Raw genomic sequence first — 25,659 nt, 5'->3', positions numbered from 1 at the left:
GTCATGCTGAACCCTCAACAGGAAAAGGTAGTTCGTCACCACGGAAAACCCTTACTCGTAGTCGCGGGAGCTGGCTCTGGAAAAACCAAAACCCTAGCCCACAAAGTAGAGTTCCTCCTGGAAAAGCTCGGCTTACCTGAAGAGAGCGTTCTCTGCATAACCTTCACAAACAAAGCGGCAAAGGAGATAGGAGATAGGGTGTACAAAGTCACGGGTAGAGAACTACCCTGGGTAGGCACCTTCCATTCGGTAGCTTACAGGCTTTTGAAGGGAAAAGCCGGATATGAGTTTAACGTAGCGGACGAGTCAGACACAAAGTCTATACTAAAAGAGCTTTTAAAAGAGTTTGGCATAAACCAAGAAGACTACGATAAGGTCAGGAGAGCGATATCAAGAGTAAAGGAAGACCTCGGTGACATAAAGTCTGAGGAGTTGAGAGAGCTCTTTGGTCTATACCAACAAGAGCTAAGGAAGAACGGGCTCTTTGATTTTGGAGACCTGATGTACGAGCTTTACAACCTCCTGAAAGAGAATGACCACTTCAGGGAAAATTTGAGGAATTCATTTAGATTCATACTCGTAGACGAATACCAGGATACCAACACGGTTCAGTATGAAATTCTAAAGCTGATAGCAGGGAAAGATATATGCGTTGTTGGGGACCCAAACCAGTGTATATACGAGTGGCGGTTCGCACGACCTGACAACATAATACGCTTCATGGATGAGTTTAACCCGGATGTGATAAAGCTTGAAACCAACTACCGCTCCAAAGGATACATACTCTCCGTTGCCAACGCGATACTCAAAAAGAGCAACGCCCTCTGGAAAGAGCTCATACCGACCCTAAGTCCCGTTCACGATATGGGCGAAAAACCTGTGGTCAAGAGATTTGATAACGAGCAGGAGGAGGCACTCTGGGTAGCCAGAGAGATAAAGGAGCTTCTGAAAATCTATCAGCCTGCTGATATAGCCGTGCTATTGAGAGTTTCCTACGTAACAGATGTATTTGAAAGCACCTTCTTTAAAGTCGGTATACCCTACAGGGTTGTAGGAGCTCTCAGATTTTACGAAAGACCAGAAGTCAAAAATCTACTTTACGTTCTGAGGTTCTTAGAAAATCCTGCTGACGAACCCGCTTTCAGACGGGTAGTTGCTTACCTCCTTGAAGGCTTCGGGGACAAGACTATAGAGAGGGCTAAGGAGCTTTTCAAGGGCAGCTGGATAGAATCCCTTGAGGTCCTCAGCGAGAGGGTTTCACCATCAAAGGCATCAAAGCTAAGGGAATTTACCTCTTTCCTCAGAGAGCTTGAGGCTGAAAAGGAAAATTACCCAAACATCCTCAAGAGACTTCTTGAAGAAACCCCCTTTCTTGAGAACGTCCTGAAAAGGCACAAGGGAGACCTGCAAGAGAGGACAGAAAACGTCCTTGAACTTATCAAAACAGCCACAGAGAAGTTTGAGGAGGGGAGCTCTCTTGAAGACTTCCTGAGCGAAGCTTTCCTGATATCTTCGGAGGAAAGCAGGCAGAACGCAGTCAACCTTATGACCATACACGCAGCGAAGGGGCTGGAATTCGGTGCAGTCTTCTTACCACGTCTTGAGGAGGAGATATTACCCCACAGGTCAGCCTTTGAAGATAGCTCTGAGCTTGAGGAAGAGAGGAGACTATTTTATGTTGCCGTAACCAGAGCAAAAGAGAAACTTTACCTGTCCTACACAAAGTCTAAGGGGAGGAAACCCAGCCGTTTCCTATCTGATGTACCTAAGGCTCTGCTGAACCTTGAACACTTTAAAAGGAAAAAGCCTTTAGTCTCTTACAGGGTTGAGCTCAAACCCAACGAGAGCGTTAGAGTTGGTACTCTGGTTAACCATAAGGTCTTCGGAGTAGGGAAAGTTATAGGGATTGAAGGTGAAAGGGCTCAGGTGGACTTCAAGGGAAAGATAAAGACGATACACACCTCCTTCTTAGAGGCTCTGGATTAAACCCTTAGGAGTGCCCTTACATGCTCAATCATATTTTCCTTTACATAGGTTGCCTTTCTTAATCTCCTCTTTCTCTTGGGCTCCTTCTTAGTGTTGTAGTGGGAGCCTCCGCTTTTCCACCTCTTTATCTTACCTTTCGCAGTAACCTTGAACCTCTTCTTTGCTGACCTGTTGCTTTTCATCTTCACCTTTGCCATTATGAACCTCCGAGCGCTATATTATAACAGAAGGAGGTGGGAGAGATGCCGTTGTATGTCATGCTCACAAAAATCTCACCCTATGCGGTAAAAAACCTTGAGAGGCTAAAGCAGATAGAGCAGGAAGCTGAAAAGCTGATTGAAGAAAATTGCCCCAGTGTTAGGTGGGTTATGAATCTGGTTGTTTTCGGACCCTACGATTATCTTGACGTGTTTGAAGCGGAGAGCGATGAAGAGGCGGCAAAAGTAGCTATGATCGTGAGGTCTTTTGGACACGCAACGACGGAAACGTGGCCTGCAATCCAGTGGAAGGACTTTAAAGAGATAATCGGAACGATAAAGGGTGTCCCTGGTAGCTGATCACTTCTTTCTCTTCGGAGCCAGTGTGAATACCAGAAAAGGTCCTTCCTTCTTTGGTTTTACCTCTACCTCACCGACATCCTGAAGTTCCTCAACTATCCTGTTGAAGAGTTTATCTCCAAGCTCCGGGTGTATGTTCTCCCTACCCCTGAACCTTATCCTCACCCTGACCTTATCCCCGTCCTCTAAGAACTCCCTCATATACTTGAGTTTCACCTTGAGGTCGTGCTCGTCTATCATAACCTTCATCCTTATGTCCTTCACCTCAACCTGATGCTCCCTTTGCTTCTTTCTGGCTTCTCTCTCCTTCTTTTTGAGTTCGTACCTGAACTTTCCGTAGTCCATTATCTTGCAGACGGGAGGTTTAGCCTGAGGGGCTATCTCAACAAGGTCTAACCCTTTTTCCTCTGCAAGCTTCAGGGCTTCATCAACAGGCACTATGCCAACCTGCTTTCCTGTCTCGTCTATAAGTCTGACCTCTTTCGCCCTTATCTGTCTGTTAATACGATATTCCTCAACTTTACTCATACAGCCTCCTTGAAAAGTATTATCGTTGAAATGAGCAGATTAATAAGCAGGAGAAAGGTAGAAAGGTATGAGACCCTTCTGAAGGTCACTCTCTGAGGTGAATTAAAGTCGTACCCTTCAATATTGCCCAATGCTCTCTTATAATTCCTAAGCCACATAGAAACAACTACGTTCAGAGATAAGCCTGCTATCAGTATTATTCCCAGCCATTTATTGCCCAGAATAAGATACACCAACAGCAGTAAAAAAGCAATCCTGTAAAAGCGCCACAGAATTTGTCCGTAAAAACTACCCGCCACATCTTTATTCTTCTCAGTTCTGAGCAAGACAGGTGCCACAACGGTCACAAGAAGGAAGAGAGCACCCGCATAAAGGGAGAGAGCTACAAACCCCATTCTTTCCTTTTCCTGGAAAGTTCACTTCTAACAACCCTGAAAGCAAAGCCCGAAAGGAACAGAACTGTTATCAAGCCTACTATAGCAAGTATGAGTATGTACTTCAAATTATTCTCTCCGCATGTCTTGATGCGTGACACTGTATATTAACGGCTACCGGTAGGGAGGCTATATGGCAGGGATACATCTCAACCTTAACATCTACAGCGGTAACCGTTCCACCAAACCCCATTGGACCCAACCCCAGCTTGTTTATGTCCTCTATAAGCTCCTCTTCAACCTTAGCTATAAGAGGGTCTGAGTGTCTTTCACCGTGGGGTCTCAGAAGTGCCTTCTTAGCAAGGTAGGCACACAACTCAAAGTTACCACCTATACCAACGCCGACCGTGAGGGGTGGACACGCGTTTGGTCCAGCATTCTTAACCGTCTCTAAGATGAACCTCTTTGCTCCCTCCCAGCCGTCTGCAGGTTTTAACATGGCAAGTCTTGAGGTGTTTTCAGAACCGGCACCTTTGGGAGCTACCGTTATCTTAACCCTGTCACCCGGCACAATCTCCGTATGAATTACAGCCGGTGTATTATCTCCCGTGTTCTTCCTTTCAAATAGGGGGTCCCATACCATGGAAGCCCTCAGAAAACCTTCATTTGTTGCCTGTCTAACACCTTCATTCACAGCATCAACGAGAGAACCACCTTCTATAATTACCTCCTGACCCATTTCAATGAAAACTACGGTAACCCCAGTATCTTGACAGTAAGGCATTTGCTCCTTCTGGGCTATTTCCACATTCAGAAGTATCTGCTGAAGAACCTCTCTCCCCACCGGAGATTCTTCTCTCTGAGCCGCTTCTTTAAAAAGGGCTACTGTCTCCGGTGGTATCTCATAGTTCGCCTTTATTGTAAGCTCCTTAACTACCTGAGTTATCTCACTTGCTTGTACTCTTCTCACCGAGCATCACCTCCGCTATTTCAATACTCCTCTTAACTGACTCCACAGACCTGTTCCACATCTGTCTCTCCTCTTCAAGCATAGGTACTTTTATTATCTCTTCAACCCCGTTTGCCCCCAACTTGACAGGAACTCCAACGCAGAAACCCTTCACACCGTAATACTCCCCAGCCTCTCCGTCAAGGTAAACGGAGCAGGGGAGTATCCTTCTGCTGTTGGTTACGAGAGCTTCAACCATGTCAACCACAGCAGCCGCAGGAGCATAGTAGGCAGATGTCCCCATTAAGTTTACTATTTCACCTCCACCGAATCTCGTTCTCTCAATAAGCTCGCTCAATTTGTCCTTAGGGATAAGGTCCTTTAAAGGTATACCTCCAACGTTTGATATTGAAATCAAGGGAACCATCTCATCACCATGTCCACCTATCACGTAAGCGTGAATATCCTTAGGAGAAACTCTAAGCTCCTCAGCTATAAAAGTTTTAAACCTTGCAGAGTCAAGGACTCCTGCCATCCCTATAACCCTGCTCGCAGGAAAGCCGCTCAACTTGAAAGCTGCATAGGTCATTATATCAACAGGGTTTGTAACGATTATAAGTATGGAGTTAGGAGCGTACTGACGAACCCTTGCAATTATGGTTGATAGTATCCTGATATTTGCCTCAAGCAGGTCTTCTCTTGACATACCCGGTCTGCGTGGAAAACCCGCTGTGATGACAACAATATCGCTATCAACCATGGGTTCATAACCCTCTCCCTCAGGGGTTACCGTAAAACCGTCTATCTTCGTATCCACATCCATTGCGGCTACCATTTGTTTCATGTCCAAAGCTTTACCCTTAACAGGTTCAAAAACCTTATCTCCGTCTTTCCTGGGAATGTCAAACAGCCGTATGTCAGCAAATCCTTTCGTGGCTATAAGGCTGGCCACATGCTCACCAACGTTTCCAGCCCCTACTATGGAAACAACCTTTCTCATAGCCATATCGACCACCTCCTTATCGTGCAACCTCCTGGGACTGTTTCCTCTTTATGTAGTTGAGCCTTCCTCCTCCCAGGAGTACCTCAACTTGATAGGGCGTAAGGTTGTATCTACATACAATTTCATCCCCCGTGGTCTTGTTTACAACCAGTACTTCTTTACCTTCTCTCAGTCTCTTAGTGAGTTCAGGGATCTCTATCTCGTCCCCCAGGGAGAATTTGTCGTAGTCGGACTTATCTGTAAATTCCAGAGGAACGATACCAAAGTTTACCAGGTTGGCGTGATGTATCCTGGCAAAGGACTTTGCTATTACAGCCCTAACCCCTAAAAACCTTGGAGCAAGGGCAGCATGTTCCCTGGAGGAACCTTGTCCGTAGTTCTCTCCCCCAATTATTACTCCGGCTTTGCCTTTCTCCTTTACAGCCTTAATCCTCGGGACAAACTCCTGGTCAACGTAGTGATAAACATACTCAGAGATAGCGTAGATGTTTGACCTGAGGGGAAGTATCTTTGCTCCTGCCGGCATTATGTGGTCTGTGGTTATGTTGTCTCCCACTATCAGAGTTACCTCCCCTTCCAACCTATCCGGTAGCTCATCAAAGGGAGGCAAGGGCTTTATATTAGGTCCCCTGTATATCTCAACCTTTTCAGCCTCTTCAGGAGAAAGCGGCTCAATGAAGGCTTCATCTCCATAGGGGAATCTGTCGGGCATCTCAACCCTTATCCACTTTGCCCCAGTTTCCTTAGCAAGCCTTCTAGGGTCTATTATCTCTCCTGCTATGGCACAGGCGACACATGTTTCAGGTGAGGCAAGGTAAACCTTTGCATCCGGAGTTCCAGACCTCCCTTCAAAGTTCCTGTTAAAGCTCCTTACAGAAACACCGCCGCTTGGAGGAGCGTACCCCATTCCTATGCATGGTCCGCAGGCACTCTCCAGAATTCTGGCTCCCGCCTTAAGAAAGCTCAGCAGCCCACCGTTTTCTGTTATCAGTTCAAGAGCCTGTTTGGAACCAGGAGCAACTGCAAAAACTACGTCAGGGTGAACCTTCCTCCCTTCAAGGAGTTTTGCACTCCTCGTGAGGTCCACAAAAGAAGAGTTTGTACAGGAACCGATAACAACCTGGTCAACTTTTATTCCCTCTATCTCCCGAACTGGGACTACGTTGTCGGGAGAATGGGGTTGGGCTATAAGAGGTTCAAGCTCAGATAGGTTTATCTCTATAACTTCATCGTATTCGGCACCCGGGTCTGGCAAAAGCTCAATCCAGTCTTTGTCTCTTCCCTGGGCTTTAAGGTAAGCTCTGGTTACCTCATCTGAAGGAAATATAGAGGTTGTAGCTCCAAGCTCCGCTCCCATGTTTGTTATGGTTGACCTTTCCGGGACTGAAAGCTCCTTTACCCCCTCTCCGAAGTATTCAAAAATCTTTCCCAAGCCCCCTTTGACGGTAAGGCGTCTCAAAAGTTCCAGAATTATGTCCTTTGCAGTTACCCAGTCTGGCATCTTACCGGTTAGCTTCACACCAACTATCTTTGGCATCTTCAAGTAGAAAGGTTCTCCGGCCATGGCCGCAGCCACGTCAAGCCCACCAGCACCTATGGCAAGCATTCCAACCCCACCACTCGTAGGTGTGTGAGAGTCTGAACCCAGAAGGGTTTTACCGGGTTTTGCAAACCTCTCAACGTGAACCTGGTGGCATATCCCATTACCAGGTTTGGAGAGCCATATGCCAAACCTTTTGGCAACGGACATAAGGTACTTATGGTCATCGGGGTTTCTAAAGTCCGTCTGAAGCATATTGTGGTCTATGTAACTTACGGAAAGCTCCGTCCTTACCCTGGGAACACCCATGGCTTCAAGCTCAAGATAGGCCATTGTCCCTGTAGCATCCTGAGTTAAAGTCTGGTCTATCTTTATAGCTATCTCCTCTCCGGGCTCCATCTTCCCGCTTACAAGGTGTTCCTTAATTATCTTCCACGCCACTGTACCTTTAGCCATTTCCTACCTCCTGGTCTTAAAACAACGTTTTAGAAGGATTAACCTATTTTAAGCCTTTTGTCAAGAAAGGCAAAGCTTATAAAGGTCCTTTAGTGCCAAAGCTGGAGAATATACACTAAGCTGGAAGCGTTCTGTAATATTGAATCTCACGTGCGGTAAATTTACCCCACACAAACGCCTTCTTTTCAATAGAATAATCCTTCATGGGGAAGATAGCCTACGTGTTTCCAGGTCAGGGTTCTCAGTATGTGGGAATGGCTTACGACTTTTACAGGGAATTCCATCAGGCTGCAGACGTGTTCCATGAGGCGGAACACTCCCTGAGGATGTCCCTGCCAGACCTGGTAGATGTTGTCTTAAAGGGTCCCGAAGAGAAGCTCAATAGAACTATCTATACCCAGCCAGGTATTTTGGTTGCATCCTACGCCATATACAGGGTTATGGAAGAGAGCGGGCTTCCCAAGCCGGATTATTTAGCCGGGCATTCCCTTGGAGAATACACAGCCCTGTTAGTAGCTGGAGGAATTGAGCTGTTTGAGGCTGTCAGGCTCACTTATCTGAGAGGTAAGTATATGCAAGAGGCAGTCCCAGAAGGTAAGGGTGCAATGGCTGCTGTGTTGAAGATACCTCCGGAAGAGGTGGAAAAGGTATGCGAGGAGGCAAGGGAGTTTGGGATAGTTGAACCGGCTAACTACAATTCCCCACAACAAACTGTTATATCAGGGGAGAAACAGGCGGTTGAAAGGGCAAGTGAGCTTGCAAAGCAAAGAGGTGCGAAGGTTATACCTCTTAAAGTTTCTGTCCCTTCCCACTGCTCTCTCATGAAGGGGGCAGCAGACGCCTTCCGTCTGAAGCTTGCCCAGACGCCTATAAAGAATGTAGATATACCCGTTGTTCAGAACTATACAGCCAGGGACCACAAGATGGCTCACGAAGTGAGGGAAAACCTCTACAGACAGATATTCTCCCCCGTGAGATGGTATCAGAGCATTGAATATATGGTTGAACAGGGAGTTGACACCTTTGTAGAGGTTGGTCCTAAGAACGTTCTGTCTAAACTCATACAACAAACGGTCCCCGAGGTGAGGGTTTTCAACATAGAGAAGGTGGAAGACCTTGAAAAGGTCAAGTCTGCCCTATAAGTTAAAAACTTGGGAGGTCGTAATGGGGGCTATAGGTCCTTACCATTATAAGGTTTGGGTTATAGGAGACATACTTGACAGGTTTGAAGATTGTAAGAACGGAGCAAGGAAGCCAAAGGCAAAGATTTTTGTTAAGCCCCGTCGGGAAGACAAGCTCTCCAGAAACGCATACTTTGAAGGCATAGTTATATACTCAGTGGACATTGAAAACATAATTGAGAAATTGGAGAGCCCCCTCAAGGAGATCATCGCAGGTAGGTATTTTGAAGGAGACGTGAGAACCTTTATGGAAGACTACGGGATAAAGAGCAGAGCTGAAGCCAGGAGACTCATAATCAAAGCCGTAAATAGGTTCTTCCATGAGATAGAGAAGTACAGAAAGAGTGTTAAAAAAACAGCTTAATCCCTTATAAAGAGCCTGACTTCCTCGTACCAGCCCCAGACTGTAGGGAACAGGTTCTCAAACTTATCATAAACTGCCAGTAAACTTTTAGGTGTGGCTATGAATATCATTGGTTGCTGTTCCGTTATTAGCCTGTAAGCTTCCCTGTATATTTCAACCCTCCTTTCAAAATTTAGCTCCACTGCACCTAAGTCTATAAGCCTATCTACCTCGGCTTCCCAGTCAGTGGTGGGTTTCTCCTGCCGGGGATACCACATATGAAGGGTTCCAGAGGAGTGCCAGACGTTCCTGCCAAAATGGGGGTCTAAAGACCCTGTCAGTCCTATTATCACAGCTTCCCACTCGTAGGGAGGTGATGTCAGCCTTGCCACAAGGGAGTTAAAGTCTATCGGCTGGAAGTGAACCTCTATGCCTATCTTCTTTAAGTCCTCTTTAATTATGTTCCCTATGGTTTCCCTCTCCTTATTACCAGCGTTAGTTATAAGGGTGAACTTAAGCTCGTGACCTTCAGGGTCTTCAAGTATGCCGTCTCCGTTCCTATCCCTGAAACCGATACTCTCAAGAATCTGCCTTGCCTTCCGAAGGTCATACTCAAACTTAGGGTAGTAATCCTCTGTATAGTAGGGTCTGTTTGCCTCAGTTATGGGCGTGTAAAGGGGTTTTGCAAGCCCGTTATATACCAGGTAACATATCCCTTCCCTATCAATCGCGTGGGATATAGCAACTCTGAATAGCCTGTTCTGAAACCACTTCAGCTTGTACTTAGGGATTTTAGCCTTGGGGTTCTGGTTAAAAACCATGAAGGTTGTTGATGGGGTTGAGCCAAGGTCATATACCTTTATATCTTCACGCTTCATCTTGGCTATATGCTGGATGTCTTGAGTTCTGAGACCTATATAGTCTACCTCCTGGTTGGAAAATTTCAGTAAAGCCGTATCCGGGTCACTCACTATCACACCGACCTTCCTCTCCATGTAAGGTAGCCTTTTTCCTCGCTCATCCCTCTCATAGTAGTAAGGGTTCCTCTCATATACCACTCTCTGCCCTTTTACATACTCCTTTATAACCCAGGGTCCTGTACCAACTATCTCTCTGGGGTCTGTATTTACATTCCAGGCTGTGTTGAAAGTTCCCGCATCAACGTACCTTTCAAGCTTGTGTTTTGGTAGTATGGCGGCACTGAGGGCATTTAGAAAGGGGGCAAAGGGTTCCGGTAGGGTAAACCTGACCGTGTAAGGGTCAACTTTTTCAACCTTTATCTTCTTCCCCTTCACTGTCAGTATGTCCCTCGTGGAGGATGGTATAGAATCGTTGTAGTAGACTTTATTAAAGGTGAAGACCACGTCCTCGGCGGTGAAGGGTTCTCCATCGCTCCACCTAATATTTCTCCTGAGGTGAAAGGTCCAAACCCTCCCCTTTTCTGACACTTCCCAGCTCTGTGCAAGATCAGGCTTAACCTCCATGGTTTTGAGGTCCAGTTTTGTTAAACCTGTAAACAGGTCTCCTATAACAGCCGTTGAAGTGGTTTCCTGAGCTAAAGCTGGATTGAGGGTTTTTGGATCTCCATTAAGGATGAAGTATAGAGTGCCTCCCTCTTTACCTGGTTTTGGGGAGAAATTCATCGGGTCAACCTTAATGAGAGGTAAGCTGCCCCCCTCAGGTGATTTAGACCTATGGAAGGGAAAAAAGGCTAAAAATGCCACCAGAAACGCTAACAGGACAGGTCTCATGCTCTATTTATGATATACTTTTACAACCATGATAAGGGTTGAGATAGTTACACCACAGGGTCTTTCCTTCTCAAGAGAGGTTAACTCCGTAAACATACCTACCGTGGAGGGTGAGATAGGAGTCCTACAGAATCACATGTACCTTATGACCCTCCTGAAGCCAGGTCTGGTTTACTTTGATGGAGATGAAAAGAAGGGGATGGCAGTTACCTACGGTGTAGTTGATGTTACACCTGAGAAGGTTCTCATCCTGGCTGAAGAGGCTTACGAGGTCGGGGAGATAGACGTAGGAAAGGCAAAGAAAGAATTTGAGGAGGCAATGAGGAAGCTCGCGACTGCCCAGACCCTTGAGGAGATAAAAGAGTGGGAGCGTGTTAAAGAGAAGGCTCAGGCTTTAGTTGAAGTGGTTGAAAGACTCAGGTAGAGAGTTTTCCTTCTTTAAGGGTAAGCTGAGGTTAATCCAGCCAGAAAAACATAAGCTATCGGTTGACCTGGTATTATTTCTATCCCTTCTGAAGGGTATAAAGAGAAATTCAATGGTAGCGGATTTGGGTGCGGGGTTTGGCTTTTTATCCATAGCTGTGGCAAAGAAGTTTGGGTGCAAGGTTTGGGCTATTGAGAGGAACGAAGAGTTCCTGGAACTGCTTAAAAAAAACGTGGAGCTGAACGCCCTTGAAGAGCTCATAACACCTGTAAAGGGAGACATAAGAGAGATACGGGAGCTGTTTAGGAGAGGGGAATTTAGCTGCGTTATAACAAACCCTCCCTTCTACCCCAAAGAGTATGGGATTGAGGATAAGGGTGTTCACTTTGAAACAGATACAACCCTTAGAGACTTTGTGAAGGCTTCCTCATACCTTTTACGAGACGGAGGATATCTGAATATACTGATACCCTCCTTCAGGCTGTATGAGAGCTTTACATACATGAGGGAGTTCAACCTACCTCCAAGGTTCATGAGCGTTATATACCCTACAGTAGAGAAGGGGGGGAAGCTATGTGCCGTTACCTCAATAAGGAACGTGTCAGGACCGTTGAAGATAGAGAAGCCAGTGCTCATAAACAGTAAGGAAGGCGGCTACACTCAAGAGGTTGAAAGCCTTTTAGAAGGCTATCTTTGATATGCTATAATAAACCGAATGAAACTCCCCGAGAGGCTTGTAGAGAGGATAGCTGATAGGATAGTTGATGAGTTGACTAAGGAGAAGATAATAGAGCCAGAAGACCCCGAGCTTTTTAAGAGGAAGATAATAGCTATATTTAAGAAAGCCGAAGAGGAGGACAGGCTCCTGGATGAAAAGACAAAGGAGATACTGAAGGAAAAGATGAACCTCCTTGAAGAAACAGACTTAGACTACAGGACAGCTTTCAAAGCGGTAAAGGCAAAACTCGCCGAGGAGATGAAGATAAACGTAAACAGAAGGGAGAGGATGAACCAGATTGCAAACATGATAAGGGACCTGATAATGGCAGACGATACCGTAGAAATATATGAAGACCCTCCCGTAATAAGGAAAAAGGTATCAGAAGTGCTCAAAGACGCCATTAAGGAAGAGGAGGAGATAGAGAGGGCGGTCAGAGCGAAGATAAGAGAGTACTCAAGGAACATACTGGAAGGTACTCCAGAGTGGAATATCCTGTACAAAAGGATATACGAGGACGAGCTCAAGCAAAGGGGCTTGGCTTAAGGAAGATAAGTGATCGGATTCTGCCTTATTCCGTACTTTATGACCTCATAGTGAAGGTGTGGTCCGGTAGTTCTACCCGAAGAACCAACGTAGCCGATCACCCTGTTCTTTGAAACGTTCTCTCCCCTTTCAACAACAACAGAGGACATGTGGGCGTAAAGGGTAACGTATCCGTAGCCATGGTATATAACAACCGTTTTTCCGTACCCCCTGACCCAGCCAGAGAAGAGAACGTAACCAGAGGCTGTAGCAACAACTTTACTACCGTAGGAAGCTCCTATGTCAACACCAGAGTGAAATTCTTTCGCTCTTCCCCTTTTCCGCCATCCGTAGTCAGAGGTTACTATACCTACGACAGGCCATATATCCGGTTTGGACTCTTCAACCGTTTTTATATATACAAGCTCCCGAAGGTCCTTGGGGACTTCTTCAGAGAACGGTTCGGGCGGCAGTATTGGCATCTCACTCCTCTTAGAAAAGCTGCCGCTTACAGCAAAAAGGAGGCTAAGTAGTAGAACCTTCCTCATCAAGATAGAAAACATCGTCCGATATTGGCTCGTTCCACCTCTTGAAGCCGGGAAGAGTTTCAACCCTGTACCAGGAAGACCTGTACCATATGTCTGTAGGGTCTCTCCTAACGGGAGCAAGTTCGGCAGCTTTGGTTTCAGAATGATAATCCCAGTTCATATAGTGGTTGAAGTCCTGAACAATATCCGTTATCACAACCCCGTACTCTCCAACAAGGGTCTCTTGAAACTCTCTCCACCTAAAAAGGGAAGAATCCCTGAGGGTGAGTCCGAAGTAACCTGCACAGCCTTCCTCTTTAAGGGTGGCTATTCCTCTACCTATGAAAGCCTTGAAGGCAGCAAAGGTCTCCGGAGGGTCAGTTACAAAGACGTTAAACTGACCCAACATATCCTCTCCCAAGGGATTCCTCAGGTCCCAAACCTTCGCCTCAGCGTTATCTATCCCCAGCTCTTTAAATATTCTGTTGTCAAAGTCTATCAGTCTTTTGTCTATATCTATAATCAGAACTCTGTGAGCCTTCCTCGTAAGGGCGATAGCAAGACCCGTAAGGTCATCCTCCGCACCCATAACTATGATGTCCTTACCCCTGAGGTCCCCACGAGAATCTATGAAGAGAACCCTTGATACAGTAGTCTCTGGAGTTACAGACCCCTGGTCGTAGTCTCTTATAGCTTTGGGTCTGTCCTTTGTAAGCTCAACGAAAGTACGATAGAGCTCCTTGTCAGCATAGAAGGGGTAGCCTCTGCCTTCACAGGCTTGACAGGTATAATCTACAAAGGGTTCAATCCCAAGCTCGGCAACTATGTCATACCCCTTTTGGGTGAGGAGTATGTCCTCCTTCTCGTTTATGAACAGTATCCCCTCTGAAACCAGCTTCTTGACTATGCCCGAGGCTGCTGGCACAGGAAGGTCTGACAGGTCAACAAGCTTCCAGAAGTCTCTCGTTACGAGAGCGGCGGCTATAACCCTCTCTACGTTCCTCTTATGGAGCCTTACACCAGTTTCCTTCTGAACTTCCTGCGCAACATATGAAAGTATGTCCAATCTATCACCTCCGGGGAATTTTGGAAAAGCAGGCTTAATATTATAAATGTATATGGTCAGGCTTGACAAACTTATTTTAGAAAAAGGGTTGGTTGATTCCCGGGAGAAAGCCCAGGCGATAATAATGGCTGGGCAAGTACTGGTCAACGGGCACAGGGTTGACAAACCCGGACACAGGGTAACAGAAGATGCAAAAATTGAAGTCCTTGCACTTCCAAGGTACGTGTCCCGTGGTGGTGAAAAGCTGGAAGGAGCCCTAAGAAGGTTCAGGATAGACCCTTCAGGTAAAGTGGCTCTGGATGTAGGCTCCTCAACGGGTGGGTTCACAGACTGTCTCCTTCAACATGGTGCCATCCGTGTATACGCTGTGGACGTTGGCAGAGGTCAGATGGATATAAAACTCAGGAAAGACCCGCGGGTTATCCTTTATGAAAGGACAGACGCCAGGTCACTCACAGAGGAGCACGTACCGGAAAAGGTTGACATCCTGACGGCAGATGTATCCTTCATATCGCTCACAAAGATACTACCGGCTGTAGTCAAGTTTATGAAAGAGGAAGGGACGCTCATATGCCTTGTCAAACCTCAGTTTGAGCTGTGCCCAAAGAAGGTAAAGAAGGGGATAGTTAAAAACAGGGAAGACAAAAAGGAAGCCATTTTGAAGGTCGCGAACTTACTTACAGAGCTTGGTCTTAACATCCACGGAGTGATAAAGTCCTTCCCCCTGGGAACAAAGGGAAATGAGGAGTTCTTCATGTTCGCTTCATACGCTGAGGCTTTAACTGACATTGAAAAAGCTATAGAGGATGCTCTTGATGAGTCTTTCGGTGTGTCAATCAACAAAGCTTGAGATTATACTATTTTGAAGGGAAGGGAGAGTTCGGAAATGGATACAAGAGAGGAGGCTCTGAGGTTATACAGAGAGTTCATACCTAAACTGCTTGAGTGTGGAACCGAGATAGATTCTTTCTTCAGGCAGTTCAGGGAGCTTAGGCTCAGGGAGAGTGACCTCGCTTTCCAGGGTGCCCTGCTAAACGTAGAGCACTCTTTCTTTATGGTTGTCCAGTCTATTAACATTTTGAGGGAACATATAAAACTTTTGGAAACAGCTGCTAAGAAAAAGGAGATTGAGTGATGGCAATAAAGGCTTTGCTTTTGGACAGGGACAGGGAGGTCTTCCCCCTTCTGGGGGACATATTCAACGTCACAGGACACAAGCTGCTCATAGCTACCAACGACAACATGTTCAAAGACCTGGTTAACTCAACGGATATTGACATAGTTCTGGTAAACCACACCGATGTGAAGGCTTGGCTTTCTTCGTGGAAGGAAGAGAAGATACCCTTAGCTTTTTTTCTCCTTGACAGGGACGAAGAGGAGCTGAAGTTTAGAAACGTCGGGTTTTCAGAACTGAACTACATAAAGAAACCTTTTAACCCATTAGAACTTCTCAATAAGTTGAACTACCTTTACAGGTTCAAGGCGGTAGAAGATGCTCAGCAGCTCGGGCTCATGAATACACTCGTCAAACTTGCCAACGACAAGGAGAGCAAGCTCGTTGAGGTAGCCAACACCAATCTCTGCGTGATAGCAGTTGAGAACGGTAAGGTTCTGGGAATGGACTGTACCGTTGAGGAGTTGAGAACTATACTGAGCAGTGAAGAAGTTAAGGTAAGGGTAAAGGATTTTGACAGAATAAAGCTTGAGCAGAAGTTTGGAAGCACCCACGACTTTGTAAAAACCCTGCTTGAGAGAGCAAAGCCCGTTCAGGCGGTTGTCACGGCAGGGGAAAGAATACTAAAGGAGATCAGTCCCGTTGAAGAGATAGATAAAGGACTGTACAGGGTCTCTAAGTTTTCTACAGTTCCTGTCCTGTTGAAAAATGTTTACCTAAGAGTTTATGAGGGGAAAGAAAGAAGAGCAGCCTTCTTGATCAACATAGGTTCCCTTGATGAGTGGAGCGGGGTTAGGAATCTGGTAGAGGATACACTCTTCAACCTGGAAGAGCTTGATGCGGTTATCCTTCTTACGGGGGACCTCTCAAGTATATACAACAGCTTTACCCTTTCCGAGCAGAAGTTCAACATAAGATTTATAACGGACTACTTTGTGAAGAGAGAGCTCTCGGAGTGTGGCTCCAAATCGGGAAGGATAAGGACATTCGGAGACTTTCCCTCCTACACGGTTACAATAGCTACAGGGCATCGTCTCAGGTTCGTACCTGTCAGCTTCTCACCCTCTGTGGGTGGTTTCTGTCTCTATGAAGAAGACACGGGATACCTGTTTACACCGGAATTGTTCAGCTCCTTTTTCAATGAGCAGTCAAAGGATAAGCCTGAAGATGTAAGACTTTATCACAGAGTCTTTATGCCCTCAGGGGCGGTTTTAAGTTCTCTCATAGCCAGGTTTAACGGTCTGAAAGTGAATAAGGTCTTGCCAAGGTACGGTTTGTACTATGAAAACTTTGAAGAGGTCAAAGAGAGGCTCACCGGGATAAGAACCGGGATAGATTTTAGCCCAATTACCAGCAGGGACAAAGCATTAGATATACTGAACGAGGTTGTGTCCTTCGTCCTTGAAAGCGAAGAAAAGAGCGTTACGAACAAGTTCCTTGAAGAGCTGGGGAGGTTTGCAACCGTTGAAGCCGGTGTGGTAACCGACATATACATTGAGCCTCCCTTTACATTGGAGTTACTCTTAAACGCTATTATGCTGGTACCAGGGATAAGACCATCAACCGTGGTAGGGGTCTTATCTAAACTGGACAAGAACGAAGTGTTTATAAATCCTTTCTAATATATGAAGTAATTTCCTATACGGCTTGGGCGAGGGTGTAAGATAGCAAGGAATAGTTGCCTGAAACCTGTGTAAAAGGTAACGTCCTCAGGGGTAAGGGGTGGAACCTCTCCGGAAAAGTAAATAACAAAAGCCTTTCCTACTATATTCTCACGGGGGACAAAGCCCCAGAACCTGCTATCTTCACTGTTATCCCTGTTGTCCCCCATAACAAAGTAGTGTCCCTCCGGAACCCTGAACTTGACACAGAGGTTGTATTTTTGTTGAAGGCAGTCCTCACCGTTGTAAGATACCAGACCAGCAACCTTTGTAGGATATGCGGAGTACCATACCCTGTGAGAGATAAACTTACCCCCTAAAGGAACCTTTTCATCAAATTCGTAGTAAAAACGCCCATCAAAGTTCCTCAAAGTTTTGTACTGTAACTCGTACTCCTCCCCGTTGACCTTAACCCTGTAAACCTTGACCTCCGCCTTACTGTCGTAAAACTCCTCAAATTCAACCACATCCCCCGGACCTGCTATCACTCTCTTTATGTAATCAAGGCTAGGATTGTTGGGGTATTTGAAGACAACTATATCCCCCCTTCTGGGCTCTGAGAGTCTGTAAACGAGTTTGTTAACCAGGATAAAGTCCCCTATGAGTAGGGTAGGCTGCATAGAAGCTGAGGGTATATTGAAAGCTTGGAGCAAGGTGGCTCTTATCAACAAAACCACCCCAATTATGACCGCAAACTCAACCAACCACTTGGGTGCGTTTTTCATGAAGATGATATATTAACACATTCCCTCTTTGCCCTGAGCTGACCACACGCTCCGAAGACGTCAGCACCTTTGCTGAACCTGACAAAGGTAGATACTCCGTTCTCCCACAGGATTCTCTGAAAGTTCAACACCCTGTTGAGTGCAGGTCTCCTGTAGGGCAGGTTAGGGTCTGGGTTAAAGGGAATGAGGTTTACTTTAAACCTCTTCTTATGTTTCCCTATAAGCTTTACAAGCTCCGCCGCCTCCCTCTCCGAATCGTTGATGCCTTCTATAAGGACATACTCTAAAGTTATCCTCCTATATACGGGCAGAGGATACCTCTTAAGTAGCTCCATAAGGTCTGAAAGGGTGTTGGTCTTAGTAAGGGGCATTATACTTTCTCTCGCCTGCTGGAAAGGTGAGTTTATTGAAACCGCAAGGTTGAGCTCCCTCATAAGGGGGTCTTCGGACATCCTTCTCAAAGGAGCGATAAGCCCGCTTGTGGATATGGTTACCCTTCTCTTTGACAAGTCAAGTCCCCAGGGTGAAACCATTATCTGGGTGGCCCTCCTGACGTTCTCATAGTTAGCCAGAGGTTCTCCCATCCCCATAAAGACCACATTCCTTATCCTCTCCTTTGTGTCCTGCTGTACCAGGATAAACTGGTCTATTATCTCAGCTGTGCTCAAGTTCCTGAGCAGACCGTCAACGGCCGTTGCACAAAAAGTACAACCAACGGCACAACCGATTTGCGAAGAAACACAGAGGGTAAGGTGATCTCTCTCCTTTATAAGTACAGTTTCAATAACATGTCCATCACGGGTTTTAAATAGATACTTGATGGCATCCGGAGCTTCAACCTTCTCTAACCTTTCAAGGGGATGGAATTCATAGTGCTCACCCAAGAGGAGTCTGTGTTCCTTTGAGAGGTCGGTCATCTGGGAGAAGTCGGTCACGAACTTTTTGTAAAGCCACTTTAGAACCTGTTTGGCTCTGAAATCCTCAAGACCAAGAAGGCTAAGTTCTCGCTTTAGCTCTTCAAGAGTGTAGCCAGTGATAAACTTCATAAGCTTAAAGTTAATCTCTCCTGACTATTTTTGCCTTTCCCTTTGCTATGTCCTCAATAGACTGAAAGGTTTTCTTTATAAGTTCCCTTTCTCCCCTTATGAAGAAATCGTCTCCCTCTTGAAGGAGCTGAAGGGTTCTCTTTACAGCCGCATGAACAAGCTCGTACCTTGAGCTAACCTTCTTAAGAGCCCCTTCTATATCAGGTCTCCTTGACATAACAATCACCTCCTTCTATAAGCTCTATAAGCTCCTCGTTATGGAGCAAGTTCCTGAGATTACTTAGCACACTATCCCTTTCACACCTTGAGGCAACGATGATACTTTTCACCTGCTCCACGGCTTTGTTTATGAAGTCGTTAATTATAATATAGTCAAAGTTCCTAGCACAAGGGATCTCACCCTTAGCAGTGGACAACCTCTCCTGAACGTTACTATCCTTGAAACCTCTCCCTATTATTCTCCTTCTTAACTCTTCCAGAGAAGGGGGTAACACAAACACGCTAATAGCCTCAGGATTAATGCTCTTGACCTTAAAGGCGCCCTGAACGTCTATAACCAACAAGGAATCGTAACCTTCCCTCATATTTCTCTCTATCTGGTCTTTGGGAGTCCCGTAGTAATTTCCATAAACGTTCGCATACTCAAGGAAAAGTCCTTTACGTATGCCTTCTTCAAACTCCTGTTTACTCATGAATATATAATCAATTCCGTGTCTCTCACCAGGTCTGGGCTCTCTGGTGGTGGCGGTTACAACCTTTTTCATCCCCTCAATCTGCTGAAGGAGCTTTTCCGCTATGGTGCTCTTACCTGTTCCAGAAGGTGCAGAGAGGATAAAGAGCTTAGCCATCTTACAGTAAAGGATTATACCACCTTACCCTCCTTAAAAATTCTGTAGAACTCTCCACGGCGTTCCATGAGGGTGTAAAAGTTTCCTTCTTCAACTATAGTCCCCTCCCTGACCACAACTATCCTGTTACACTCCATAACGTTGGATAGCCTGTGGGCAACTATAAGCATAGTTTTCCCCTCAAAGAACTCAAAGAGGTTTTTGAGCAGCCGCTTTTCCGTGCTCATATCAAGTGCAGAGGTTGCCTCGTCAAGGATAACTATGTCAGGATTCTTTAAGAAGAGCCTGGCTAAAGAAAGCCTTTGTCTCTCACCACCGGAGAGTGAGTAGCCTCTCTCACCAACCATGCTATCCAGCCCTCTATCCATGTCCTCTACGAAATCGCACAAAGCTAACTTCAGAGCTTGCCATATTTCCGTATCCGTGGCGTCGGGTTTGGCTATGAGCATATTTTCCCTAACTGTGGCATTCAACAGGAAGGTTTCCTGCGTCGCCATTCCTATACGGCTCCTAAGTGAACTGAGCTCAAACTCATAGAGTTCAACACCATCTATTTTGACGCTTCCGATGTAATCAACGAGCCTTGGGATAATCTTTACAAGGGTGCTTTTCCCAGAACCAGTATGTCCCACTATACCGACCCTGTCACCCTTCCTTAGAGTGAGCTTAATATCCTTGAGTATGTGCCTGCCATCTACCACTACACTTGCATTTACGAACTCCACACTTTCCTTTAGCCCTTCAAACTCCACCCTTCCCGACCTTTCTTCTTCCGTATTTAAAAGGTCTATGAGCCTCTTAACAACCGGAAGGGTTCCTCTTAAATTCATAAGGGCTTTCTGGGTGTTGAGGATAGGTGGCTGAACCATGAAAAGGGCTGTCAGGTAAGATATGAAGTCCCCCGGAGTTATGTCCCCGTGGAGTATACGATAACCCCCGTAGAACAGGACACCCGCCACTACAAGGTAACCTGAAACGTAGTTTATCACTGTGTTCCCTGTTATGTAAAACTCTGCCTTCACAGAAGACCTGTATATCTTTTCATTGAATCTTTTAAAGGTCTCAAAAAGCTTGCTCTCCGCCGAGAACACCTTCACGTTCTCTATTCCCTGAAGAGTCTGGGACAAGGTTTGAGTAAGCTCCGCCGTACCCTCCTGAGTTCTGCTTAGATGCTTACCCTTCTTACCACCGAAGAACTTCACTGTAAAGCTCATCATGGGTAACACAACGATGAGAACGGTCGTAAGCAATAGGTCTCTGTAAATTAGAACGCCCAAAAGAGCTAACCCCACGAAAGGTTCTCTAAGCAGAGTGGGTATTTGGTCTACGAGTATCTGCCTGACCTTGTCAACATCGCTAACTATTCTGCTTATTATGTCTCCGCTCTTGCTCTTCACGAAGAAGTTAAAGGGGACACGAAGAAGCTTTCCAAATATGTCCGCTCTTATGTCTCTTAAAGTTCTTTCAGAAGCAAGGCTTACCAGATACTTAGACATAAAAAATCCTAACTGCATCACGAGAGCCGATGTAATCAGGAGAGCTGTGGTCTTGAGGAGTTCCTCTCGCTCCTTGAGTATAAAGACGTTGTCAATTATGCCCTTAACCAGAAAGGTTATGGCGGTAGCACCCCCGGATTGAAGTAGGGAACCAAGGATAGACAAGAAGAGTAGTGGCAGGTAGGGTCTTGCCTTTCTTAAAAGCCAAAAAAGATTTTCCATTCAAGAAATTATAAAGAATTGGCAACCGGTGCCGATAAAACCTTAAAGAAGAACGAGGAGGTGGTTCAATGTTCAGAGCGCTCTGGACTTCTGCGTCAGGTATGACAGCACAACAAACAAACCTGGACGTTATATCCCATAATATGGCGAACGTAAACACCGTGGGCTTCAAAAAGATGAGACCTACATTCCAGGACCTCATATACCAAACGGTAAGGGAACCCGGAGCACCCACATCACCCACTACAAGGTCTCCTTCAGGGTTCCAGATAGGTCTCGGAACTTACGTGGCAGATACTTACGGTATATTCACCCAGGGCAACATAAACCAGACGGGAAACACCCTTGACCTTGCCATTCAAGGGGATGGTTTTTTCAAGGTTGTCCTCCCTGATGGGACTATCGCCTACACAAGAAACGGTCAGTTCAGACTAGACAGAGATGGCAGGATAGTAAACAGCGATGGATACCCCTTAGACCCTGAGATAAGCATACCTTCCGACGCCCTGAGTATAGGTATAGCCGCCGACGGTACCGTCAGTGTTCTGAGGCAGGGGGCAACAGCCGTTGAAGAGGTAGGCAGGATTGAGCTTGCAAAGTTCATAAACCCTGCCGGTCTCAGGAGGATAGGAAACAACCTATATATTCAGACTGACGCCTCCGGAGAACCTTTAATAGACAATCCAGGAAACCAAGGGCTTGGCACTCTTCTACAAGGCTACCTTGAATCGTCAAACGTGAACATAGTTGAAGAGATGGTAAACTTGATAATAGCTCAGAGAGCCTATGAATTTAACACTAAAGGGATAACTGCAGCTGATGAAATGCTATCTCAGGCAGCTAACCTACGCCGTTAGTATATTTCTGGTAGTTTCCTTAACCTTTGGTGAAGTTATTGACGATAAAAGAGTTAAGGCTCTGGCGCAAGAAGAACTGCTCAAAAGCTTTGCCGGTAAGGTAAGGGTCAAGAGCATACAGGTCTTCATTGGAAAACCTATTGAATACACAAGTATTGAAAGGAAGTCCCTTAAGGTAAGGGAGGGTGAACACAGAGGTAGCTTCCACCTTTACCTGAAAACTAAAGGTGGGTTCAGGAGGATAACGGCAACCCTTGAACTTGAATGGAAGTGTACCCTGCTTGTGGCTCAAGAGGATATAGACAGGGGGGAGAGGGTTTATCCTTGGCAGGTTGCCTATGAAGAGAGGTTCCTCCAGAGATGCCCAAGACAGGATGTATCCTCTCCTGAAGAGTTGATAAACTACGTAACACTAAAGAAGATAAAGAAAGGAGGGCAAGTTAAGAAAAGCTTACTAAAGAAAGAACCTCTGATAAGAAGGGGTCAGGAGGTAAGCCTTATATACAGAAGCGGGAACCTTGAGATAAGCTTCAGGGGAAAAGCCCTTGATACGGGTTTTTACGGAGACACTATAAGAGTCAGGTCTTTAAACACAGGTAAGATACTCAGAGGAAGGGTTATCTCCGAAGAGGGAGTCCTTCTTGAATAGGCTATAAAACAGCATTATAAGAGACACTCATAAGAATATTAGAAAATTTTTATATGATAGATAACATATGAGTGGTGATAAAATATCGGGGTCAGGAGGTAATAGGATGGAAGCTTCAAGGAGAGACTTCATCAACGTAGCCATCGGCGGATTGGGTGTTGTAGGTGCTGTAGGGGTGCTCTATCCCATAGTTAAGACTCTCGCTCCAAGCGCAGCCTCAACCACAGAGGCTAAGGCTGAAATTGACATTACGAAGATACCTGAGCTTGGAATGAGGGTTACCTCTTGGAAGGGCAAGCCTCTCTTTGTTCTCAGATTGCCAAAAGACCTTCAGGAGGATAAGTACAACGTTAAAAAGGACTCCGTTAACAGCGCCGGAAAGCTGAATTATGAACTCCTCAAGGGACAGGAGGCTTTTGCCCTTGTGGGTGTGTGTACGCACCTGGGTTGCATTCCCCTCTGGAAGCCTGAGGGTAGCGAAGACGTGAAAGCCCCCTATCTCCACTGTCCCTGCCACGGAGGTCTTTACACACCTTGGGGAGATAACATAGGTGGACCACCGCCCAGACCCCTCTTTGTTCCTCCTCAGAAGAGAGAAGGAGATAAGCTGATAGTGGGTGAGCCCGGATTTGTAGAACAGCTTGTATAAGGAGGTTTGGAGATGATAAGGCGTATAGTGGACTGGATAGACGAGAGGGCGCATGTAAGAGACCTTTACAGGGAGCAGATGGTTGAGTACAAAGTTCCCAAGAACCTCACATTCCCCTACGTCTTCGGCGTTCTCGCCCTTACAACCTTTGCTATACAGATAATCTCAGGGATAATCCTGATAATGTACTACAAGCCCATAATAGCTCACGCCTTTGATAGTGCGAACTACACCATAATGAAGGAAGTCTCCTTCGGATGGCTCTTCAGGCATATACACGCAGCGGGAGCAAACTTCTTTCTTGCGATAGTTTACCTGCACATGTTTACTGGAATCTATTACAACGCATACAAGAAGCCAAGGGAACTGGTCTGGATAATAGGGTGGGTTATATACTTTGTTCTCCTCATAACAGCTCTGACCGGATATCTTCTACCCTGGGGACAGCTCTCCTACTGGGGAACGGTGGTTACAACGGAGATACCCGCCTCACTTGCCGATGCTCCTTTCCTGAAGGGTATATTCTCAGCCATAGGTGAGACCATATCCCTATGGATGAAGGGAGGATACAAACTGGAAGACCTCGCTCTCGGTAGATTCTTTGGTCTTCACGTTCTCCTCTTGCCATTGATACTCCTAGCTCTCGTGGGTATACACCTGTTCCTGGTAAGGGCTGCCGGTATCTCAAACCCTGAAGGTTATGAGATAGACAAGAAGGCTGAACCTGAAAAGGTCGTGCCTTTCCATCCTTACATGACCCTCAAAGAGGGTGCTTACACCATGTGGTATCTCGCACTTTTCTTCTTCTTCGTATTCTTCTATATGCATCACTTCTTACCAGCGGATAACTTTGAACCAGCTGACCCCCTTAAAACCCCTCCCCACATAGCTCCAGAGTGGTACCTCCTTGGTTTCTACGAGGTGTTCAGGTCTATACCGAGTAAGTTCTGGGGCTTTATAGCTTTCAATCTAATACTTCTGCTTCTCCTTCTGCTCCCGTTCCTTGACTTCTCTCCTATAAAAAGCGCCAGAAGGAGACCTTTATTCTTCATAATGTTCCTGGTCTTCCTGTTCTCTTCAATGGTTCTGACCGTTCTGGGAACGATGGCACCCACACCTACGAACGCTCAGCTCGGTATGCTATTCACAGCGCTGGTGTTTCTTTTCTTCCTGTCCCTACCGGTTATATCCTTCCTTGAGTGGGGATGGTACAAAGCGAGAGGAGGTAGGTCATGAGCACCTGGGGATTGGTAAAAACAGTCTTTTTCGCAGGTATAACTGCAGTTTTCTTCTTTGTGATATGGATACACAACCCCTTCGCACCCCATGAGGAGTACGAGCTTCCCCATGAGGCTGGGAAGATAATAGGAGACCCCAAGGCTGCCGTTGAGGGTAGGGAGCTCTTTAAGCAGAACTGTACAAGCTGCCACTCTTTGAGGTACGACGGTTTATACTTGATGTCCGTTGCGGCAAAGCCTGAATGGGCTCAAATAGAGAAGACACAGGGAAAACCCATATTAGTGGAGAAGGACGGGAAGCTTGAGGTCAAAGGGTATTTCGTCCCAAGGGATGTGTATGAAGCAGTGGCTATAACAGACCTTGAGGGGTTAAAGGCTTCCTTCGGTAAGATACCTCCGGACCTTTCAACCATATACCTCTCAAGGGGAGCAGGTTACCTATATAACTTCATAATGGACCCTCAGAAGGTTCTCCCAGGAACATCAATGCCAAAGCTCTTCTTCCCAGAGTATGACAAGGAAGCTCCTGAGAAAGTTGCAAAGATAGTTGCCTATCTGAGGTCTGTGAATGACCCCTCTCCCGGGGAGAAGGCTAAGAGAGCCCTTATGGGTGTTGTGACCATAGCTTACTTCCTGGCTATGGGTGCACTCCTGTGGATATACAGAAAGAGGATTGTAAGCCATATGAGCCATTAACTGGAAATACCGCCCTCCGGGGCGGTTCTTTATCTTTGAATAACCCAGCTACCTTTTATCCTCACAAGCCGGAAGCTATCTGTGAGGTAACAGGTTCTTCCCTTTTCTATGTAAATTCTTCCACACCTGTTTACTAACTCGTTCAGCGCCACTATGTTTACAAAAAGGCTCAGGCTTTTGTAAAGGTTTGCATCCTTAAGTTTTTCGCTTATATCCTTCTCAAGTTCTCCTATGCTCCTTTTAAACTTTATACCGTAGGTAACCTGAACAAAGTAGGTGTCCTCTTTAACCTTCACCATGCTCAAGATTCGTACATCCTCCACGTCTCCAAAAAACCGGTACTTCCCTTCCAGCTCCTTTTCTATGCTTTTCACGGAGGGCTTACTATCGCAAGAGACCAACAAAAGAGGAAGTGCGAGCATAAAAAGAATCCTTATCATCGGGATTAGTGTAATTTATTTTCATAGGGT

30 protein-coding genes are annotated in these 25,659 nt (G+C 46.0%); 15 read left to right on the top strand and 15 right to left on the bottom strand.

What is annotated here, in order from left to right:
• Window positions 1–3: 3 nt before the first annotated feature.
• On the top strand, window positions 4–1,986 hold the full coding sequence (locus tag BCF55_RS01355) for an ATP-dependent helicase (protein WP_121009055.1): 1,983 nt from the start codon (window positions 4–6) through the stop codon (window positions 1,984–1,986).
• On the opposite strand, the gene rpmI is transcribed toward BCF55_RS01355, so the two are convergent.
• The gene (rpmI, locus tag BCF55_RS01350; protein ID WP_121009053.1) at window positions 1,983–2,183 is read right to left on the bottom strand and encodes a 50S ribosomal protein L35; all 201 of its coding nucleotides are present in this window, start codon (window positions 2,181–2,183) and stop codon (window positions 1,983–1,985) included. The genes BCF55_RS01355 and rpmI overlap by 4 nt on opposite strands.
• A gap of 45 nt (window positions 2,184–2,228) precedes the next feature.
• Between rpmI and BCF55_RS01345 the strand changes: the two genes are divergently transcribed.
• Window positions 2,229–2,543 carry a GYD domain-containing protein gene (locus BCF55_RS01345; protein ID WP_121009051.1) on the top strand — a complete coding sequence of 105 codons (315 nt, stop codon included), beginning with the start codon at window positions 2,229–2,231 and terminating at the stop codon, window positions 2,541–2,543.
• Here the strand turns inward: BCF55_RS01345 and infC are convergent, their stop codons facing one another.
• The 5 genes from infC to BCF55_RS01320 all read right to left on the bottom strand — a co-directional run bounded on the left by infC (window position 2,544) and on the right by BCF55_RS01320 (window position 7,393).
• Window positions 2,544–3,071 carry a translation initiation factor IF-3 gene (gene infC / locus BCF55_RS01340; RefSeq protein WP_121009049.1) on the bottom strand — a complete coding sequence of 176 codons (528 nt, stop codon included), beginning with the start codon at window positions 3,069–3,071 and terminating at the stop codon, window positions 2,544–2,546.
• Entirely contained in the window at window positions 3,068–3,466 is a 399-nt protein-coding gene (locus BCF55_RS01335; RefSeq protein WP_121009047.1) for a hypothetical protein, read from the bottom strand. Before BCF55_RS01335 ends, infC begins: the two co-directional genes overlap by 4 nt.
• Before the next feature lie 103 nt (window positions 3,467–3,569).
• Complete coding sequence (locus BCF55_RS01330; protein WP_121009045.1) at window positions 3,570–4,415, bottom strand: fumarate hydratase; 846 nt, start codon at window positions 4,413–4,415, stop codon at window positions 3,570–3,572.
• Window positions 4,393–5,400 (bottom strand): malate dehydrogenase, encoded by a 1,008-nt coding sequence (mdh, locus tag BCF55_RS01325; protein WP_121009043.1) that lies wholly within the window; start codon window positions 5,398–5,400, stop codon window positions 4,393–4,395. Before mdh ends, BCF55_RS01330 begins: the two co-directional genes overlap by 23 nt.
• Before the next feature lie 13 nt (window positions 5,401–5,413).
• Complete coding sequence (locus BCF55_RS01320; protein ID WP_121009041.1) at window positions 5,414–7,393, bottom strand: aconitate hydratase; 1,980 nt, start codon at window positions 7,391–7,393, stop codon at window positions 5,414–5,416.
• Between the two features lie 203 nt (window positions 7,394–7,596).
• Between BCF55_RS01320 and fabD the strand changes: the two genes are divergently transcribed.
• The gene (gene fabD / locus BCF55_RS01315) at window positions 7,597–8,535 is read left to right on the top strand and encodes an ACP S-malonyltransferase (protein ID WP_121009039.1); all 939 of its coding nucleotides are present in this window, start codon (window positions 7,597–7,599) and stop codon (window positions 8,533–8,535) included.
• On the top strand, window positions 8,510–8,938 hold the full coding sequence (locus BCF55_RS01310; protein ID WP_147424995.1) for a hypothetical protein: 429 nt from the start codon (window positions 8,510–8,512) through the stop codon (window positions 8,936–8,938). Before fabD ends, BCF55_RS01310 begins: the two co-directional genes overlap by 26 nt.
• Here BCF55_RS01310 and BCF55_RS01305 read toward each other — a convergent pair.
• The gene (locus BCF55_RS01305) at window positions 8,935–10,668 is read right to left on the bottom strand and encodes an ABC transporter substrate-binding protein (protein ID WP_121009035.1); all 1,734 of its coding nucleotides are present in this window, start codon (window positions 10,666–10,668) and stop codon (window positions 8,935–8,937) included. The two genes, BCF55_RS01310 and BCF55_RS01305, sit on opposite strands and share 4 nt — an antisense overlap.
• 28 nt (window positions 10,669–10,696) lie before the next feature.
• On the opposite strand from BCF55_RS01305, the gene atpC reads away from it, so the two are divergent.
• Genes atpC through BCF55_RS01290 form a run of 3 tightly spaced genes read left to right on the top strand, consistent with a single transcriptional unit; the run spans window position 10,697 to window position 12,356 of the window.
• Window positions 10,697–11,092 (top strand): ATP synthase F1 subunit epsilon, encoded by a 396-nt coding sequence (atpC, locus tag BCF55_RS01300; protein ID WP_121009033.1) that lies wholly within the window; start codon window positions 10,697–10,699, stop codon window positions 11,090–11,092.
• Entirely contained in the window at window positions 11,067–11,789 is a 723-nt protein-coding gene (locus BCF55_RS01295) for a tRNA1(Val) (adenine(37)-N6)-methyltransferase (RefSeq protein WP_170144719.1), read from the top strand. The genes atpC and BCF55_RS01295 overlap by 26 nt, the downstream gene beginning before the upstream one ends.
• 18 nt (window positions 11,790–11,807) lie before the next feature.
• A complete protein-coding gene (locus BCF55_RS01290) occupies window positions 11,808–12,356 on the top strand; it encodes a DUF507 family protein (RefSeq protein WP_121009029.1) in 549 nt (182 codons plus the stop codon).
• Here the strand turns inward: BCF55_RS01290 and BCF55_RS01285 are convergent.
• Entirely contained in the window at window positions 12,353–12,883 is a 531-nt protein-coding gene (locus BCF55_RS01285) for a M23 family metallopeptidase (protein WP_245960368.1), read from the bottom strand. The genes BCF55_RS01290 and BCF55_RS01285 overlap by 4 nt on opposite strands.
• A complete protein-coding gene (locus BCF55_RS01280) occupies window positions 12,861–13,928 on the bottom strand; it encodes a bis-aminopropyl spermidine synthase family protein (protein WP_121009025.1) in 1,068 nt (355 codons plus the stop codon). The genes BCF55_RS01285 and BCF55_RS01280 overlap by 23 nt, the downstream gene beginning before the upstream one ends.
• A 46-nt stretch (window positions 13,929–13,974) precedes the next feature.
• Between BCF55_RS01280 and BCF55_RS01275 the strand changes: the two genes are divergently transcribed.
• From BCF55_RS01275 to BCF55_RS01265, 3 genes are read left to right on the top strand one after another with little or no spacing between them, the layout of a single operon-like run.
• Window positions 13,975–14,778, top strand: coding sequence for a TlyA family RNA methyltransferase (locus BCF55_RS01275; protein WP_170144718.1), 804 nt, complete (start codon window positions 13,975–13,977; stop codon window positions 14,776–14,778).
• 36 nt (window positions 14,779–14,814) lie between these two features.
• Window positions 14,815–15,063 (top strand): hypothetical protein, encoded by a 249-nt coding sequence (locus BCF55_RS01270; RefSeq protein WP_121009023.1) that lies wholly within the window; start codon window positions 14,815–14,817, stop codon window positions 15,061–15,063.
• Window positions 15,063–16,724: an oxygen-binding di-iron domain-containing protein gene (locus BCF55_RS01265; protein WP_121009021.1), complete on the top strand. Its 1,662-nt coding sequence runs from the start codon at window positions 15,063–15,065 to the stop codon at window positions 16,722–16,724. Before BCF55_RS01270 ends, BCF55_RS01265 begins: the two co-directional genes overlap by 1 nt.
• Here BCF55_RS01265 and lepB read toward each other — a convergent pair.
• Genes lepB through BCF55_RS01240 form a run of 5 tightly spaced genes read right to left on the bottom strand, consistent with a single transcriptional unit; the run spans window position 16,721 to window position 21,100 of the window.
• A complete protein-coding gene (gene lepB / locus BCF55_RS01260; protein ID WP_121009019.1) occupies window positions 16,721–17,488 on the bottom strand; it encodes a signal peptidase I in 768 nt (255 codons plus the stop codon). The two genes, BCF55_RS01265 and lepB, sit on opposite strands and share 4 nt — an antisense overlap.
• Entirely contained in the window at window positions 17,485–18,534 is a 1,050-nt protein-coding gene (rlmN, locus tag BCF55_RS01255) for a dual-specificity RNA methyltransferase RlmN (protein WP_121009017.1), read from the bottom strand. Before rlmN ends, lepB begins: the two co-directional genes overlap by 4 nt.
• Before the next feature lie 10 nt (window positions 18,535–18,544).
• A complete protein-coding gene (gene rpoZ / locus BCF55_RS01250) occupies window positions 18,545–18,751 on the bottom strand; it encodes a DNA-directed RNA polymerase subunit omega (RefSeq protein ID WP_121009015.1) in 207 nt (68 codons plus the stop codon).
• Complete coding sequence (gmk, locus tag BCF55_RS01245; RefSeq protein WP_121009013.1) at window positions 18,735–19,382, bottom strand: guanylate kinase; 648 nt, start codon at window positions 19,380–19,382, stop codon at window positions 18,735–18,737. The genes rpoZ and gmk overlap by 17 nt, the downstream gene beginning before the upstream one ends.
• A gap of 14 nt (window positions 19,383–19,396) precedes the next feature.
• Complete coding sequence (locus tag BCF55_RS01240) at window positions 19,397–21,100, bottom strand: ABC transporter ATP-binding protein (RefSeq protein ID WP_121009011.1); 1,704 nt, start codon at window positions 21,098–21,100, stop codon at window positions 19,397–19,399.
• Between the two features lie 68 nt (window positions 21,101–21,168).
• Between BCF55_RS01240 and flgG the strand changes: the two genes are divergently transcribed.
• The 5 genes from flgG to BCF55_RS01215 all read left to right on the top strand — a co-directional run bounded on the left by flgG (window position 21,169) and on the right by BCF55_RS01215 (window position 25,189).
• Entirely contained in the window at window positions 21,169–21,957 is a 789-nt protein-coding gene (flgG, locus tag BCF55_RS01235; RefSeq protein ID WP_121009009.1) for a flagellar basal-body rod protein FlgG, read from the top strand.
• Window positions 21,920–22,606, top strand: coding sequence for a flagellar basal body P-ring formation chaperone FlgA (flgA, locus tag BCF55_RS01230; RefSeq protein WP_121009007.1), 687 nt, complete (start codon window positions 21,920–21,922; stop codon window positions 22,604–22,606). The genes flgG and flgA overlap by 38 nt, the downstream gene beginning before the upstream one ends.
• 106 nt (window positions 22,607–22,712) lie before the next feature.
• Entirely contained in the window at window positions 22,713–23,255 is a 543-nt protein-coding gene (gene petA, locus BCF55_RS01225; RefSeq protein WP_121009005.1) for a ubiquinol-cytochrome c reductase iron-sulfur subunit, read from the top strand.
• 12 nt (window positions 23,256–23,267) lie between these two features.
• Complete coding sequence (locus BCF55_RS01220) at window positions 23,268–24,491, top strand: cytochrome b (protein ID WP_170144717.1); 1,224 nt, start codon at window positions 23,268–23,270, stop codon at window positions 24,489–24,491.
• Window positions 24,488–25,189, top strand: coding sequence for a cytochrome c1 (locus BCF55_RS01215; RefSeq protein ID WP_121009003.1), 702 nt, complete (start codon window positions 24,488–24,490; stop codon window positions 25,187–25,189). Before BCF55_RS01220 ends, BCF55_RS01215 begins: the two co-directional genes overlap by 4 nt.
• Before the next feature lie 29 nt (window positions 25,190–25,218).
• Here BCF55_RS01215 and BCF55_RS01210 read toward each other — a convergent pair whose 3' ends face one another.
• Complete coding sequence (locus BCF55_RS01210; RefSeq protein WP_121009001.1) at window positions 25,219–25,611, bottom strand: hypothetical protein; 393 nt, start codon at window positions 25,609–25,611, stop codon at window positions 25,219–25,221.
• Window positions 25,612–25,659 lie beyond the last annotated feature (48 nt).

The organism is Hydrogenivirga caldilitoris, from assembly GCF_003664005.1.
GTDB lineage: Bacteria > Aquificota > Aquificia > Aquificales > Aquificaceae > Hydrogenivirga > Hydrogenivirga caldilitoris.
This window is presented reverse-complemented; position numbering and strand designations above follow the sequence as displayed.

Bases quoted from the DNA above. Each gene is read 5' to 3' on its own strand.
- mdh (WP_121009043.1), bottom strand. From the start codon at position 5,400: ATGGCTATGAGAAAGGTTGTTTCCATAGTAGGGGCTGGAAACGTTGGT.
- BCF55_RS01215 (WP_121009003.1), top strand. From the start codon at position 24,488: ATGAGCACCTGGGGATTGGTAAAAACAGTCTTTTTCGCAGGTATAACT.
- rlmN (WP_121009017.1), bottom strand. From the start codon at position 18,534: ATGAAGTTTATCACTGGCTACACTCTTGAAGAGCTAAAGCGAGAACTT.
- BCF55_RS01335 (WP_121009047.1), bottom strand. From the start codon at position 3,466: ATGGGGTTTGTAGCTCTCTCCCTTTATGCGGGTGCTCTCTTCCTTCTT.
- BCF55_RS01355 (WP_121009055.1), top strand. From the start codon at position 4: ATGCTGAACCCTCAACAGGAAAAGGTAGTTCGTCACCACGGAAAACCC.
- BCF55_RS01285 (WP_245960368.1), bottom strand. From the start codon at position 12,883: ATGAGGAAGGTTCTACTACTTAGCCTCCTTTTTGCTGTAAGCGGCAGC.
- BCF55_RS01345 (WP_121009051.1), top strand. From the start codon at position 2,229: ATGCCGTTGTATGTCATGCTCACAAAAATCTCACCCTATGCGGTAAAA.
- lepB (WP_121009019.1), bottom strand. From the start codon at position 17,488: ATGAAAAACGCACCCAAGTGGTTGGTTGAGTTTGCGGTCATAATTGGG.
- fabD (WP_121009039.1), top strand. From the start codon at position 7,597: ATGGGGAAGATAGCCTACGTGTTTCCAGGTCAGGGTTCTCAGTATGTG.
- BCF55_RS01275 (WP_170144718.1), top strand. From the start codon at position 13,975: ATGTATATGGTCAGGCTTGACAAACTTATTTTAGAAAAAGGGTTGGTT.
- flgA (WP_121009007.1), top strand. From the start codon at position 21,920: ATGAAATGCTATCTCAGGCAGCTAACCTACGCCGTTAGTATATTTCTG.
- rpmI (WP_121009053.1), bottom strand. From the start codon at position 2,183: ATGGCAAAGGTGAAGATGAAAAGCAACAGGTCAGCAAAGAAGAGGTTC.
- BCF55_RS01290 (WP_121009029.1), top strand. From the start codon at position 11,808: ATGAAACTCCCCGAGAGGCTTGTAGAGAGGATAGCTGATAGGATAGTT.
- BCF55_RS01320 (WP_121009041.1), bottom strand. From the start codon at position 7,393: ATGGCTAAAGGTACAGTGGCGTGGAAGATAATTAAGGAACACCTTGTA.
- flgG (WP_121009009.1), top strand. From the start codon at position 21,169: ATGTTCAGAGCGCTCTGGACTTCTGCGTCAGGTATGACAGCACAACAA.
- rpoZ (WP_121009015.1), bottom strand. From the start codon at position 18,751: ATGTCAAGGAGACCTGATATAGAAGGGGCTCTTAAGAAGGTTAGCTCA.
- BCF55_RS01210 (WP_121009001.1), bottom strand. From the start codon at position 25,611: ATGCTCGCACTTCCTCTTTTGTTGGTCTCTTGCGATAGTAAGCCCTCC.
- infC (WP_121009049.1), bottom strand. From the start codon at position 3,071: ATGAGTAAAGTTGAGGAATATCGTATTAACAGACAGATAAGGGCGAAA.
- BCF55_RS01240 (WP_121009011.1), bottom strand. From the start codon at position 21,100: ATGGAAAATCTTTTTTGGCTTTTAAGAAAGGCAAGACCCTACCTGCCA.
- atpC (WP_121009033.1), top strand. From the start codon at position 10,697: ATGATAAGGGTTGAGATAGTTACACCACAGGGTCTTTCCTTCTCAAGA.
- BCF55_RS01265 (WP_121009021.1), top strand. From the start codon at position 15,063: ATGGCAATAAAGGCTTTGCTTTTGGACAGGGACAGGGAGGTCTTCCCC.
- petA (WP_121009005.1), top strand. From the start codon at position 22,713: ATGGAAGCTTCAAGGAGAGACTTCATCAACGTAGCCATCGGCGGATTG.
- BCF55_RS01220 (WP_170144717.1), top strand. From the start codon at position 23,268: ATGATAAGGCGTATAGTGGACTGGATAGACGAGAGGGCGCATGTAAGA.
- gmk (WP_121009013.1), bottom strand. From the start codon at position 19,382: ATGGCTAAGCTCTTTATCCTCTCTGCACCTTCTGGAACAGGTAAGAGC.
- BCF55_RS01270 (WP_121009023.1), top strand. From the start codon at position 14,815: ATGGATACAAGAGAGGAGGCTCTGAGGTTATACAGAGAGTTCATACCT.
- BCF55_RS01305 (WP_121009035.1), bottom strand. From the start codon at position 10,668: ATGAGACCTGTCCTGTTAGCGTTTCTGGTGGCATTTTTAGCCTTTTTT.